This window comes from Kitasatospora sp. NPDC085879 (assembly GCF_040686255.1).
Taxonomy (GTDB): domain Bacteria; phylum Actinomycetota; class Actinomycetes; order Streptomycetales; family Streptomycetaceae; genus Kitasatospora.
Window position 1 is genome coordinate 118,371 of record NZ_JBFBJZ010000013.1, and the last position, 12,897, is coordinate 131,267.

Here is a 12,897-nt window from a genome sequence, read left to right on the forward strand (position 1 = left end):
ACAACAACCTGGCGGTCCACGCAGGAGCAGTGGCGCTGGAGTTGTGCGCGTTCTGCGGGTCGGGCGGGGGATCCGGCGTGAGCGCCCCGGCTCGCATCCTGCCGCGCCGCGCCCACCGCTTCCGCCGTATCCCCTGACCATCGCTGTACACCGTGGCCCCCCGACGTCCACGCAGGTCGGACGTCGCACCCGGTCCATCGAGCAGCCGGTCACGATTGCATCCCAACCAGCCCCTCGCCATCTCCATGACGGCCCCGGCACCGACTGGGGCCGTCGCTTGTTGGGGCACTTCACCATCAACTCCATACCAAGAGAGGAAACTGACCTGATGACGCGCAGTGAGACCCAATGGGGCCCCTGGGAGCCGGCACCGCTGAATGATGTGGCCGCGCTCTTCTCGACAGCCCAGGTCCGCTGGTGGATCGCTGGCGGATACGCCATCGAGCTTGCTGTCGGCCATTCATACCGGGAGCACGGCGACATCGACGTTCTGCTCCTACGGCGAGACCAGCTCGCGGTGCAAGAAGTGCTGTCCTCGTGGGACTGGTGGGCGGCAGACCCACCTGGAACCCTCCGGTCCTGGCGGCGCGACGAAACCTTGCCGCTTGGCGTCCACGACATCTGGTGCCGGCCTGGGTCCTCGGAGCCTTGGAGGATCCAGATCATGCTGGACGAGGCCGAGAACGACGAGTGGGTCTCCAGGCGGAACAGCGGCGTACGCCGGGCCATCGACCAGGTAGGCGCAGTCTCCGCCGAGGGAATTCCCTACCTCACGCCAGAAGTGCAGTTGTTCTACAAGGCGAAGCAACCGAGGCCTAAGGATGAGCAGGACTTCGCTACGACGCTGCCCACTCTGGGCGATGACCAGAGGCGGTGGCTCGTCGGCGCAATCACCCAGGCGTATGGGCCACATCCGTGGAACGATCGCCTCGGCAACTGAGTACGCCGCGGAGCACGGCGGAAGCCACCACGCAGGCCAGCCACTTCCTCGCTCGAGCAGCGAGCGGTCCACGGCGCCGACAGGAGAGGTCGCCAGAGCGAGATCGAAGCGCTTGGCGAAAGCACGGCTGAGAGGAGAGTGGTGCGACGCGGCGGTGACCGCGTTACTCCTTGCGCGGATACGCGGCGGCCCCAAGTAGTTCTTCGAGGGAAACGTGGGGTCCCCACCTGGTCCCCAGCAAGATTGTTTAGAGGCGCTCGCAGGAGCCGCGTCTCACTGATGAGGCGTCACACAAAAAGCCCTCTGGCCTGGACTTTCGTCCAGGCCAGAGGGCTTCCGACTCATTGTCGGGACGACAGGATTTGAACCTGCGACCCCTTGACCCCCAGTCAAGTGCGCTACCAAGCTGCGCCACGTCCCGTGGTCTCGCTGCCTCCGCTCACCGATCTCGATCGGTGTTCTTCGGCTTCTCGACCTTGTCTCCGGTCTCCCGGCGACGTGGAAAACAATACAGCACGTCGAGGGGTGCTCGCTGCCAGGTTTCGGGTGACGGGCCCGGGGGTGTCGGGGCTGGTCAGGGGGTGGGGTTGCGGGAGTCGTAGCGGAGGAAGGCGGGGCGGCGGGCCGCGAGCAGCAGGACGGCGGCAACGCAGGCGAGACCACCTGTGACGACGGAGATCGTGACGGAGGAGGTGAGGGCGGCAACCGTCCCGGATTCGAAGTCGCCGAGGCGGGGGCCGCCGGCGACGACGACGATGAAGATGCCCTGGAGGCGGCCGCGCATGTCGTCGGGGGCCGCCACCTGCATGATCGTGTTGCGGAAGATCATGCTGATGGTGTCGGCGCAGCCGGCCGCCGCGAGCAGCGCCAGCCCGAGCCACAGCTCGCGGACGACCCCGAAGGCGGCGATGGCGAGCCCCCAGGCGGCGACGGCGGCGAGGACGGCGGCCCCGTGCCGGTGCACCCGCCCGATCCATCCCGAGAACAGGGCGCCCGCCAGGGCGCCCACGGCGGGGGCGGCGACCAGCAGGCCGACCGTCCCGGCTCCGCCGCCGTAGAAGCCGACCGCGATGGCGGGGAAGAGTGCCCGGGGCAGGCCGAAGATCATGGCGGCGAGGTCGGCGAGGAAGCTGGTGCGCAGGTTGGGCCGGGTGGCGAGGAAGCGCAGGCCGTCGAGGACGGAGGCCCGTCCCTTCCGCGCGGTGCCGTCGCCCTGCGGCTTCATCGTGGGAAGCCGCCACATCGCGTAGAGCGTGGCGCTGAAGGCGACGGCGTCGACGAGGTACGCGGACTGGGCGCCGTACGCGCCGATGAGCAGGCCGCCGAGCATGGGGCCGACGGTCATACCGAGGTTCATGCTCATGGTGTTGAGGGCGTTGGCGGCGGGCAGCTGTTCGCGCGGAACCAGTCGGGGGATCATCGAGGACCGGGCGGGCGAGGAGAGTGCGAAGAAGCCGGCCTGGAGGGCGACCGCCGCGTAGAGCAGGCCGACGGCGTGCAGGCCGAGCAGGGCCTGGGCGGCGAGCAGGACGGAGACGGCCGCGAGGCCGGCGGAGCCGATGAGGCCGAGGCGGCGGCGGTCGACGGTGTCGGCGATCGCGCCGCCCCACAGGCCGAAGGTGACCAGTGGGACGAGCGAGAAGAGTCCGACCAGGCCGGTGGCGAAGGTGGACCGGGTGAGGTCGTAGACCTGGACGGCGACGGCCACGGCGGTCATCTGCTGGCCGACGGAGGAGACGGTCTGGCCGAACCAGACGCGCCGGTAGTCGGGGATGTCGCGCAGTGGCCCGATGTCGGCGAGGGCGCCGCGCGCGATCCGCTTCAGCCGCCCGGGAGCCCCGCCGCCGCCCACCGGGGGCACGGATGGAACGGGTGCGGAGGGGGCTGCCTCGGGTGCCTGCGGCTGATCGGTCGACATGGTCAACCATGTTCGACCACGACGTTTCACTTCCGTCCGCCGGGGTTGCCGCTACGGTGGCCGCCGTGGCGTCCTCCGATCGCGAACTGACCGCTCCTGTCGACCTCTGCCGGCCCGACGGGCGGCTCGATCCGGCGGCCGTCGGCTGGTCCCGGCGGCCGCTGCACCGGGCGAACCTCCGCGGCTGGGGCCGCACCAAGCGCTGGGAGTACTGGTGCGTGACCGCGCCGACCCATCTGGTGGCGCTGACCGTCAGTGACCTGGACTTCCTGGCGCTGAACAGCGTGTACGTCCTCCGCTGGGACGACCCTGCCGACCCGGCTGACCCGGCCGACCCGACCGGCGCCCGGGAGCTGGAGCGCACCGCCCTCGTCCCCTTCGGCCGCGGCGTCGCCCTCCCGCAGACGATCGCCGGATCCGACGTCACCGATACATCCGACGGCACCGGTACAGACGTGGTCGTCGGCCCGGAGCGGCCGACCGGCGGCCGGGTCCGGGTGGAGATCCGCGGTGAGGCGGGCGGCACCCGGCTGCGGGCCCGCTGCGTGACACCCGACGGCAGGCCGGTCGAGGTCGACGTGTTCGCGGCGCTCCCGGAGGGCCACGAGACGCTGAGCGTGGTCGTGCCGTGGGACGAGCGCCGGTTCCAGTTCACGTCCAAGCACACCGCCCGCCCGGCGCGCGGCACGCTGCGGATCGGCGACGAGGTCCTCTCCTTCGGCGGCCCGGGGAAGGACGAGGCCTGGGCGGTGCTGGACCACGGCCGGGGCCGCTGGCCGCGCTCGGTGCACTGGAACTGGGGCGCCGCCTCCGGCCGGACGGACGGCCGGACCGTCGGTCTGCAGTTCGGCGGCCGGTGGACGGTCGGCACCGGGACCACCGAGAACGCCCTCTGCGTGGACGGCCGTCTCACCCGGATCTCCGAGGAGCTCGCCTGGTCGTACGACCTCGCCGACCCGCTCGCGCCGTGGACCGTCCGCACCCCCGGCTCGGACCTGGTGGACCTGGTCTTCACCCCGTTCCACGACCGCCGGACGCGCACCGAGGCCGGCCTGCTCGCCAACCGCACCGACCAGTGCTTCGGCCACTACGACGGCACCGTCCGCACCGAGGACGGCCGCCGGATCGCCGTCCACGACCTGCTCGGCTGGGCGGAGGACGTCCGGATGCGCTGGTGAGCAGGTCCCGGACGACCTGTCAGCCGGTCACGACATGCCGCTCCCCCGCCTCGACGGCCACCGGCAGCCGGTTGCCGGGCGGCGGGAAGGGGCAGATGAAGTGGTCGGCGAAGGCGCAGGGCGGCAGGTGGGCCCGGTTGAGGTCGAGCACGGTGCGGCCCTCGGCGTCCGGGGCGGGCAGGGTGATGAACCGGAAGCGGTAGGTCTCGTGCCCGCTGGTGGCGTCCGCGATCACACCGCTGAGCCGTCCGCCGGAGCGGCTGACGGTGAGGGCGTACTCCTCGCCGCAGAGGGTGAAGGCGATCTGCCCGGTGACGGCGAGCGGCCGGTCCTTGCCGTCCGCGCTGGGCACGGTCAGCGCCCGGTCGCCGCTCTCGAACGGGGTGAACACGGCGGGGACGGCCCAGTCCGGCGCGTACGGGAAGGTGTCGATCCCGGCGAAGGCGGTGCGGGCCGGGGCGTCCGGGTCGAAGACCCGCAGGGCGAGCTCGCCCTCCCGCTCGATCGGGACGAGCCGCAGCCCGCCGATCACGGCGCGTTCCGGGGCCGGATCGGTGTCCGGCCGCAGCGCCACCTCCCCGTCCAGTGCCCCGGCCGGCTCCCCGGATTCGAGCCGGATCCCGTACTCGGCCTTGGCGTTGAGGCGGACGGCGCCGTCGACGGCCCACCACTCGCCCGGCAGGCCGGGGATCTGCTCGGGGTCGGGGCCGAGCCAGTGCGTACCGGTCAGCGCGAGCGGCCCGTGCAGGGCGCTGACGGCGGCGGCGCGGGCCTCGGTCCAGCGCTGCCAGGATTCCGCGGCGGTCTCTGCGGCGGTCATCGGCGGTCCTTCCTGAGCGGTGGCGGTGCGGCGGTAGCGGTACGGGACGCTGACGGGGCGGGGCGGCCGAGCGGCCCGCGGGTCAGCGTGCGGTGAGCGGCCGGAAGAGTCCCTCCTGCACGACGGAGACCACCAGCCGCCCGCTGCGGTCGAAGATCTCCCCGCGGGCGAGCCCGCGGGCGCCGTGCGCGATCGGCGACTCCTGCTGGTACAGCAGCCAGTCGTCTGCCCGGAACGGGCGGTGGAACCACATCGCGTGGTCGAGCGAGGCCATGTCGAAGTTCCGCTCGCCCCACAGTGGTTCGACCGGGACGCGGACGGCGTCGAGCAGCGTCATGTCGCTGGCGTAGGTGAGCGCGCAGACGTGGATCAGCGGGTCGTCGGGCAGGGCGCCGTTGGTCCGCAGCCAGACGCCGCTGCGCGGCTGGACCCCGGCCAGGTCCTCCTTGGACCAGCGCAGCCGGTCGACGTAGCGGATGTCGAAGGGCTGGCGGCGGCTGATGAACGGCGGCATCTCGCCGAGCCGGGAGCCGACCTCGTCGAGTGCGCTCGGCAGGTCCTCGGGGGCGGGGACCTGCGGCATCGGGTCCTGGTGCTCGATGCCGCCCTGCTCGGGGAGGTGGAAGTCTGCGGTCAGCGCGAAGATCGAGCGGCCCTGCTGGATGCCCAGCACACGGCGGGTGGTGAAGGACCGTCCGTCACGGATCCGGTCGACCTGGTAGACGATCGGCACGCCGGGGACGCCCGGGCGCAGGAAGTAGGCGTGGAGCGAGTGCACGGGGCGGTCCCCGTCGACCGTCCGGCCGGCGGCGACCAGGGCCTGGCCGGCGACCTGCCCGCCGAAGGTCCGCTGCAGGGCCTCCTCCGGGCTGCGTCCCCGGAAGATGTTGAGTTCGATCTGTTCCAGATCGAGCAGGTCGACGAGCTGGTCGACGGGCGTGCCCATGTCCTGTGTCCTCTCCCGGCCGCCTGGTGCCTGCCCCGGGATCTCCGGTGCGGCGCCGGGCGGCGCTCTACGTCTACCGAGAAGTCTCCTCCGGATCGGGGAATTCCCGCCGCCCGGGCCCGGAATCCGGCGGGCGCCCCGGTGTCGGGCCGGGCTCAGAGCAGCCCGGACTGCCGGACGGTGATGTTCAGCCGCCCGACCAGGCCGAGCGCCGGATCGGCGGTGCCGGGCAGGGTCCTCACCACGCCGTGGTAGGCGAAGCGGGACGGGCCGCCGAAGACGAACAGGTCGCCGCTGCGCAGTTCCAGGTCGGTCCAGGGCCGGGTGCGGGTCTCGGTGTTGCCGAGCCGGAAGACGCAGCTATCGCCGATCGAGAGGGAGACCACGGGGGCGTCGACGCGTTCCTCCTTGTCCTTGTGCAGGCCCATCCTGGCGCCGTGCGGGTAGTGGTTGACCACGGCGATGTCGGGCGCGTAGCCGGCGGCGCCGGGTACGGCGGCGAGCCCGTCCGGCCCGTACGCGGCGGCGACGGCGCGACCGGCGAGTTCGCCGAGTTCGGGCGGGAAGGGCTTGACCGGGGCGCCGTCGCCGTCGACGACGGTCCGCGCGTAGCCGTACGGGTACCAGTGCCAGCCGAGGCAGACGGTGTGCACGGACATCAGGCCGCCGGTGGGCATCCGGACGGTCCGCATCCCGGCGGGCGGCCGGGCCCAGGCACGGCAGGCCTCGACGAGCTCGCGCTGCTCGGCGGCGTCCAGCCAGTCGGGCAGGTGCACGGCGCCGGGCGCCGGTTCGGCGGGCTCACGCGGGAACGGGAGTGGATCGCCGGTCATACGGCCATCCTCCCAGCCGCCCGGGCCTGCGCGGCGGGGTGCGGGCGGCGAGGTGCGGGCGAGGTACCGGCGAGGTACCGGCGGAGGGGCGCTGATCGGGGGGCAGCGGCCGGCCACTCCCCCGGATCGACATGCGGGGCTCCGGCCGGCGGCTCACGCTGGTCGGGGAGCCGACCCCGCCCCGCCCCGCCCGCGGCGCACCGTCTGCGCCGCTCCGCGCCCCGAAGGAGCCGGCATGAGCAGGCTGGACTTCGCCGTCGTCGACCTTCCCGAGTCGTCGCTGCACAAGACCGCGGTGCTGATCGTCGGCGCGCACGGGACGATGCTGGTGGACACCGGCTTCACCCGTTCGGACGGGCGGCGGCTGGCGCAGCTGGTCCAGGGGATGGACCGGCCGCTCACCACCGTGGTGGTCAGCCACGGCGACCCGGACTTCTACTTCGGCACCGAGGAGGTGCAGAACGCTTTCCCGGAGGCCCGGTTCCTGGCGCATCCGCTGGTGATCGAGCACATCGCCCGGACGTACCCGGAGAAGCTGTCGACCTGGGCGCAGCTGGGCAGTGAGCTGCCGACCCGGCCGCCGCGGCTGCAGCCGCTGGACGGTGACGTGATCGAGTTCGAGGGGCACCGATTCGAGGTGCGCGGCTTCGAGCCGAAATTGCCGGACCGGCACTTCCTCTGGGAGCACCGCAGCCGGCTGCTGCTCGGCGGTGTCGCCCTGTACCAGGGGCTGCACGCCTGGACGGCGGACACGCCGGGCCCGGACCTGCGGGCCTCCTGGATCGATCAGCTGGACGCGATGGAGGCGCTCGATCCGCTGACGGTGGTGGCCGGGCACCGCATGCCCGGGGTCACACCGGACGTCGGCGCGATCACCTACACCCGGGACTACCTCAAGGCCTTCGAGCGGGAGGTGGGCAAGGCCGAGGACGCGGCCGCGGCGGAGGAGGCGCTGCTGCGGCTCTACCCGGACGCCGGGCTGAAGCTGGCCGTCCGTCTCGGCACCCAGGTGGCGAAGGGCGAGCTCGCCTGGGACTGACCCGGCCACGGCCGGCCACCGGAAGGAACGGCCACGCGGGCAGCCGGGGAGCGAGCGCTCAGGGCCGACGGTCGAGCAGGCCGATCCGCCGGGCGCAGCCGGACCACGCCTGCCAGCCCTGCAGGCGGCGGATCTCCTCGGCCACGGTGATCTGTGCGGCCCGGTCGGCGAGGTCGGGGCGCGGGGCGTACTGCGGGCCGCCGGCCTCCTGCCAGGTGGCGGGCAGGATCTGCAGGCCGCCGTAGTAGCCGTTGCCGGTGTCGGCCTGCCGGTCGCCGCCGCTCTCGCAGTCGGCGAGAGCGTCCCGGACGGCCTCGGGCGCGGGGGTGCCGACGTCGGCGGCAGGGCCCGTCGGCCGCACCGCGGCGCGGGCGAGGGCGAGGGCGAGGGCCGGACCGGCGATCGGCAGGGCAGCCGGAGCGGCGATCGGACGGGCGGTTAGGGCTGCGGTCAGAGTCGCCGTCAGCAGCAGCGCGGACGCGGGCCCCGCGGCGTTTCGGGCACACAGCACCCGACGCTGGGCGGGGGAACGCGCGGACGCCCGCCGGTCGCCGCCCGTCCGGGGGGTACGGGGCGGCGGCCGGCGGGCGGCGGCGGGTCCGGGGGCGCAGCAGGGGCGCCCCCGGGCGCTGGTGGGGCGGCGGATGTCACCGCCGTTCCGGGTGTCAGACGGAGAGGACCTGGCCCGGGAAGATCAGGTTCGGGTTGCCGCCGATGACACCGGCGTTGTTCTTGTACACGGTCTTCCAGTCGAGGCCCTTGGCGTTGGCGATCTTGCTCAGGGTGTCGCCGGACTTGACGGTGTAGTTGCCGCCGTTGGTGTTCTTCACCGGAGCGGACTTCTTCGGGGCGTCCTGCTTGGCGGCGGTGTTCAGCTGGGCGCGGGCCTCGCTGCGGCTGGCCTTCTGCTCGTCGGCCTTCGGGGCGGCGGGCTTCGCGGCCGGCGCGGCGGGCTTGGCGGCCGGGGCGGCCGGGGCGGCGGCCTTCGGGGCGGCAGCGGCGGCGGTGTCGACCTGCGGGGCGGCGCCGCCCTTGGTCAGGCCGGCCTTGACGGAGCAGACGGGCCAGGCACCCGGGCCCTGCACGGCGAGGACCTTCTCGGCGATGGCGATCTGCTGGTCCTTGGTGGCCAGGTCGGCGCGCGGGGCGAACGCGGTGCCGCCGAAGGCCGCCCAGGTGCTGTTGGTGAACTGCAGGCCGCCGTAGAAGCCGTTACCGGTGTTGATGTGCCAGTTGCCGGTGCTCTCGCACTGGGCGACGGCGTCCCAGGTGGAGACGGAGGCGGCGGAGGCGGAGGTGGCCGTGACGAGGCCGGCCACCGGGAGGACGGCCACAGCGGCGCCGCCCGCGATTGCCAGCCGGACGCGGTTGCGCTTGGTGGCGGTGGTGGTGGCAGCGGCGGACTCGTTACGGAAGATCATGAGTTTCCTCTCGACAGCCCCGGGCGGGCATGCGGAACCAGAGCCGTGAGGCTCGGTTCGCTCGCCGCGTCCGTTGGACGGCCGTGCACGTGTTCGTACGTGCCATGCCGCCCCGGCCACCTTCCGCATCCGGGCGGTGGTCAGCCGCTCGGTGGGCACCTGCGCCGCCGGCGGGGCCGGTGGGTGGTGCTGGGGGTGAACCCGGGAAGTGCTCGGTGCACTGGGCAAAAACCTACGAGCCGCTCGGCCGGGCACCAAACAGTTTCGGGTCGTCCCAGCTCAGCGTGGCGTTACCGCGAGTATTGATCTAGCAAATAACGGCAGTTTGCCCGATTTGCCCATATTTTCCATGATCAATCCTCGGTCGATCGTGAGGCTGCTCACCGTTTCCGGCCTGTGACCTCGGGCACAGCGTCGACAGATTGCGACCGCTCGCCCACCCATCGCAGTCAGATCCGCGGCAAATCCCGTCGGAGCCGGACGCACCCGTGACCCCGGCCACAGCCGCCCGTTGGAACTGGCGGCCAGGCGCGCCCTGCCATCCCGAGACCGGAGGAGTCCCCCTTGCCGCGCATGCTCGAAGTCAGCGACGACGTACGAACCGAGATCGGAGACGACGAGGCAGACCGGCTTCTCGCCGGCGCCCACGCCCCGGACGCCTATGACTGCACCTCGTGCCGGGCCCCCGGCGACTCGCTGCGCGAGCCCACCAGCACGGTTCTCTTCATCGGCGACGAGACGGCCGTCCTCGCCTTCGCCCACGCCCGCTGTGTGCCCTCCCAGGTCGTGCCGGTGGACGAGGACCAGCTGCTCGGCGCCGTCCGCTCGATCAGCCAGGCACAGGGCAGCGTCGGCGCGCCCGCGCCCGCCCCGGCGTACGCCGCCCCCGGCACACCCGACGGCTACGCCGTCCCCGGGATGCCCGACGGCGCCGCCTGGGCCGCCCCGACCGCGCCCGCCCCGACCCCGCAGCCGCAGGGCCCGGCAACCCCGGGCACCCAGCCCGCCGTGCTCGGCGTCACCTGCGGCCTGGTGCTCTGCGGGGACACCCCGTACGCGGCGCTGGTGGTGGAACCCACCGGGCCGATCGCCCGGCCCGGCAGCGGCTCGGCGGAGGACGAGTTCCTCTCGCTGCTCACCGACCACGGCTTCCAGCTGGTGCAGTCGGTGGACCGGGCACCGAGCCGCCCGCTCACCGGCTGGTCGGTGCTGATGGCGATGGGCCAGCTGCACGCGATCCTGCAGCCCTCGGCGAGCGGCGGCAGCGCCGCCTGGTGGCAGGCCCACCAGCCGCTGCAGGTCACCGAGGCCTGGCGGGCCGCGGTCGCCCGCCGCTCCGAGGTGATCATGTACGCGGTACCGGCCGGCACCATCGGCCGCCAGCCCCGCGAGGACCTGCTGCGGATGGCCCTCGACCGGGCGGTCGCGCACGGCGTGCTGGCGGCCGGCATGCTGCCGCTGGCCGGCACCTGAGCCGACCGGCGGGCACCCCCTCTAGCTGCACGTGGCGGCACCCGGCCGGCACCCGCGGGAATGGCACAGGCCTGGCCGCGGAACCCCGCATCCCCGGGCGGCCTCGCTCGTTGGCCCTCACGTGTACAGCTACGACGTCGCCCCGACCACCCGCCCGTCCGCCGGCCGCACCATCCCGGGCATGCGCCCCTCGTACGACGCGGACCTGCCCGTCTCACCGACCCCGATCTACGACTCGCTGTACTCCGAGTACCGGAGACTCTTCAGGGCCCTGCCCGGCGACCGGACGGACGAGGAGCAGCTGCGGTTCAAGGGCTTCGGCGGGTCGGGCGGGTTCGGCGGGTCCTCGGCCGCGTCGTACCCGCAGCACCAGGTGTTCGAGACGTACGCGGGGCACGCGCAGGGCACGCCGCAGTTCGTCCCGGAGAGCCGGGCGGCGGCCGGGCAGCACGGCGGCCGGGGGCACGGGGCCGAGCAGCACCAGCAGGGCCGGTCGGCGGCCCAGCCGGTCACCGTCGGCCACCAGGCCGGGCACCCGTCCGCCGGCCACGCGGCCACGGGACACACCGCGGGGCACGCGGTCGGCGGCACCGGCCAGGGCTGGGTCGCCGCCGGCTACCTGGGGCATCAGCCGGCCGCGGCCACCGGCGGGGGCCGCCACCGCTCACTGCTCTCGCTGCCGCCGGGGCGCTCCGCCGAGCAGGTGCTCTGAGGCGGCACGGAACGACGGCCGGGGCCGGGCAGCATTCGCGCTGCCCGGCCCCGGCCGTCGTCGGTGTCCCCGCTGCTTCGTGCGGCGTTACTTCTTGCGGCGCTTCTCGCGCACCCGGACGGAGATGGAGATCGGGGTGCCCTCGAAGCCGAACTCCTCGCGCAGCCGGCGCTCGATGAAGCGGCGGTAGCCGGCCTCCAGGAAGCCGGAGGCGAACAGCACGAACCGCGGCGGGCGGGTGCCGGCCTGGGTGCCGAACAGGATGCGGGGCTGCTTGCCGCCGCGGATCGGGTGCGGGTGGGCCGCCACCAGCTCGCCCAGGAAGGCGTTCAGACGGGCCGTCGGGATGCGGGTCTCCCAGCCCTGCAGCGCAGTCTCGATCGCCGGGACGAGCTTCTCCATGTGGCGGCCGGTCTTCGCCGAGACGTTGACCCGCGGCGCCCACTGCACCTGGACGAGATCCTTCTCGATCTCCCGCTCCAGGTAGTAGCGGCGCTCCTCGTCGAGCTGGTCCCACTTGTTGTAGGCGATCACGACGGCCCGGCCGGCCTCGACGGCCATCGAGATGATCCGGGTGTCCTGCTCGGCGAGGGTCTCGCTGGCGTCGATCAGGACGACCGCGACCTCGGCCTTCTCCAGCGCGGAGGCGGTGCGCAGCGAGGCGTAGAAGTCCGCGCCGGCGGTCAGGTGGACCCGGCGGCGGATACCGGCGGTGTCGACGAACTTCCAGGTCTTGCCGCCGAGTTCGATCATCTCGTCGACCGGGTCGCGGGTGGTGCCGGCCAGCTCGTTGACGACCACCCGCTCCTCGCCGGCGACCTTGTTGAGGAGGCTGGACTTGCCGACGTTCGGCCGGCCGATCAGCGCGACCCGGCGCGGGCCGCCGATCGGGCCGTTGCCGAAGGTCTGCGGCGGGGCCTCGGGCAGCGCGTCCATCACGGCGTCCAGCAGGTCGCCGGAGCCGCGGCCGTGCAGGGCGGAGACGGGGTACGGCTCGCCGAGGCCGAGCGACCACAGGTAGGCGGCCTCGGCCTCGGTGGACGGACCGTCGACCTTGTTGGCGCAGAGCACGGTGGGCTTGCCGGCCCGCCGGATCAGCTTGATCAGGGCCTCGTCGGTGTCGGTGGCGCCGATGGTGGCGTCGACGACGAAGAGGACCGCGTCGGCGGACTCGATGCCGTACTCGGCCTGGGCGGCGACGGCGGCGTCAATGCCGAGGACGTCGACCTCCCAGCCGCCGGTGTCGACGAGCTTGAAGCGGCGGCCGTTCCAGGTCGCCTCATAGGTGACCCGGTCGCGGGTGACGCCGGGGCGGTCCTCGACGACGGCCTCGCGGCGGCCGATGATGCGGTTGACGAGGGTCGACTTGCCGACGTTCGGGCGGCCTACGACGGCCAGCACGGGCAGCGGCCCGTGCGCGGCGCCGTCCAGGTCCGCGTCGATCTCGTCGGCGTCGAAGCCCTCCTCGGCGGCGAGCGCCATGAACTCGGCGTACTCGGCGTCGCCGAGCTCACCGTGGTGTGTGGCGGTCTCGTTGCTCATGTGTGTTTTCCGTTTCCCGACACGGCCCTTCCCAGGGGCGTGCCGTGCGTTCCTGCCCTCGCGGGCAGCGCGAAA

Annotated in this window: 12 protein-coding genes and 1 tRNA gene; 5 read left to right on the forward strand and 8 right to left on the reverse strand. The window is 73.2% G+C overall.

The features are described from left to right. Positions 1 to 328: 328 nt before the first annotated feature. Positions 329 to 940, forward strand: coding sequence for an amino acid transporter (locus AB0P35_RS13135; protein WP_363510054.1), 612 nt, complete (start codon positions 329 to 331; stop codon positions 938 to 940). 347 nt (positions 941 to 1,287) lie between these two features. Here AB0P35_RS13135 and AB0P35_RS13140 read toward each other — a convergent pair. Beyond that, positions 1,288 to 1,361: transfer RNA gene (locus AB0P35_RS13140), tRNA-Pro, on the reverse strand. Positions 1,362 to 1,514: 153 nt separating this feature from the next. Further along, on the reverse strand, positions 1,515 to 2,858 hold the full coding sequence (locus AB0P35_RS13145) for an MFS transporter (RefSeq protein ID WP_363510056.1): 1,344 nt from the start codon (positions 2,856 to 2,858) through the stop codon (positions 1,515 to 1,517). Between the two features lie 65 nt (positions 2,859 to 2,923). Here AB0P35_RS13145 and AB0P35_RS13150 point away from each other — a divergent pair, with 65 nt between their 5' ends. Further along, positions 2,924 to 4,036 carry a DUF2804 domain-containing protein gene (locus tag AB0P35_RS13150; RefSeq protein WP_363510058.1) on the forward strand — a complete coding sequence of 371 codons (1,113 nt, stop codon included), beginning with the start codon at positions 2,924 to 2,926 and terminating at the stop codon, positions 4,034 to 4,036. Positions 4,037 to 4,055: 19 nt separating this feature from the next. Here AB0P35_RS13150 and AB0P35_RS13155 read toward each other — a convergent pair whose 3' ends face one another. The 3 genes from AB0P35_RS13155 to AB0P35_RS13165 all read right to left on the reverse strand — a co-directional run bounded on the left by AB0P35_RS13155 (position 4,056) and on the right by AB0P35_RS13165 (position 6,635). Beyond that, a complete protein-coding gene (locus tag AB0P35_RS13155; protein WP_363510060.1) occupies positions 4,056 to 4,856 on the reverse strand; it encodes a DUF1684 domain-containing protein in 801 nt (266 codons plus the stop codon). Positions 4,857 to 4,938: 82 nt separating this feature from the next. Then, on the reverse strand, positions 4,939 to 5,802 hold the full coding sequence (locus AB0P35_RS13160) for an acyl-CoA thioesterase II (RefSeq protein WP_095872598.1): 864 nt from the start codon (positions 5,800 to 5,802) through the stop codon (positions 4,939 to 4,941). Between the two features lie 155 nt (positions 5,803 to 5,957). Further along, positions 5,958 to 6,635 (reverse strand): alpha-ketoglutarate-dependent dioxygenase AlkB, encoded by a 678-nt coding sequence (locus tag AB0P35_RS13165; protein ID WP_363510062.1) that lies wholly within the window; start codon positions 6,633 to 6,635, stop codon positions 5,958 to 5,960. Positions 6,636 to 6,870: 235 nt separating this feature from the next. On the opposite strand from AB0P35_RS13165, the gene AB0P35_RS13170 reads away from it, so the two are divergent. Beyond that, positions 6,871 to 7,674 (forward strand): MBL fold metallo-hydrolase, encoded by an 804-nt coding sequence (locus AB0P35_RS13170; protein WP_363510064.1) that lies wholly within the window; start codon positions 6,871 to 6,873, stop codon positions 7,672 to 7,674. A gap of 58 nt (positions 7,675 to 7,732) precedes the next feature. Here the strand turns inward: AB0P35_RS13170 and AB0P35_RS13175 are convergent, their stop codons facing one another. Then, the gene (locus tag AB0P35_RS13175) at positions 7,733 to 8,185 is read right to left on the reverse strand and encodes a transglycosylase family protein (protein ID WP_363510066.1); all 453 of its coding nucleotides are present in this window, start codon (positions 8,183 to 8,185) and stop codon (positions 7,733 to 7,735) included. Positions 8,186 to 8,339: 154 nt separating this feature from the next. Continuing rightward, entirely contained in the window at positions 8,340 to 9,095 is a 756-nt protein-coding gene (locus AB0P35_RS13180; protein ID WP_363510068.1) for a transglycosylase family protein, read from the reverse strand. A 573-nt stretch (positions 9,096 to 9,668) separates the two neighbouring features. Between AB0P35_RS13180 and AB0P35_RS13185 the strand changes: the two genes are divergently transcribed. Then, positions 9,669 to 10,568, forward strand: a complete 900-nt coding sequence (locus AB0P35_RS13185; RefSeq protein ID WP_363510098.1) for a hypothetical protein — start codon at positions 9,669 to 9,671, stop codon at positions 10,566 to 10,568. Positions 10,569 to 10,689: 121 nt separating this feature from the next. Next, on the forward strand, positions 10,690 to 11,280 hold the full coding sequence (locus tag AB0P35_RS13190; RefSeq protein ID WP_363510103.1) for a hypothetical protein: 591 nt from the start codon (positions 10,690 to 10,692) through the stop codon (positions 11,278 to 11,280). Between the two features lie 87 nt (positions 11,281 to 11,367). Here AB0P35_RS13190 and der read toward each other — a convergent pair whose 3' ends face one another. Continuing rightward, positions 11,368 to 12,822, reverse strand: coding sequence for a ribosome biogenesis GTPase Der (der, locus tag AB0P35_RS13195; RefSeq protein WP_095872604.1), 1,455 nt, complete (start codon positions 12,820 to 12,822; stop codon positions 11,368 to 11,370). Between the last annotated feature and the right edge of the window lie 75 nt (positions 12,823 to 12,897).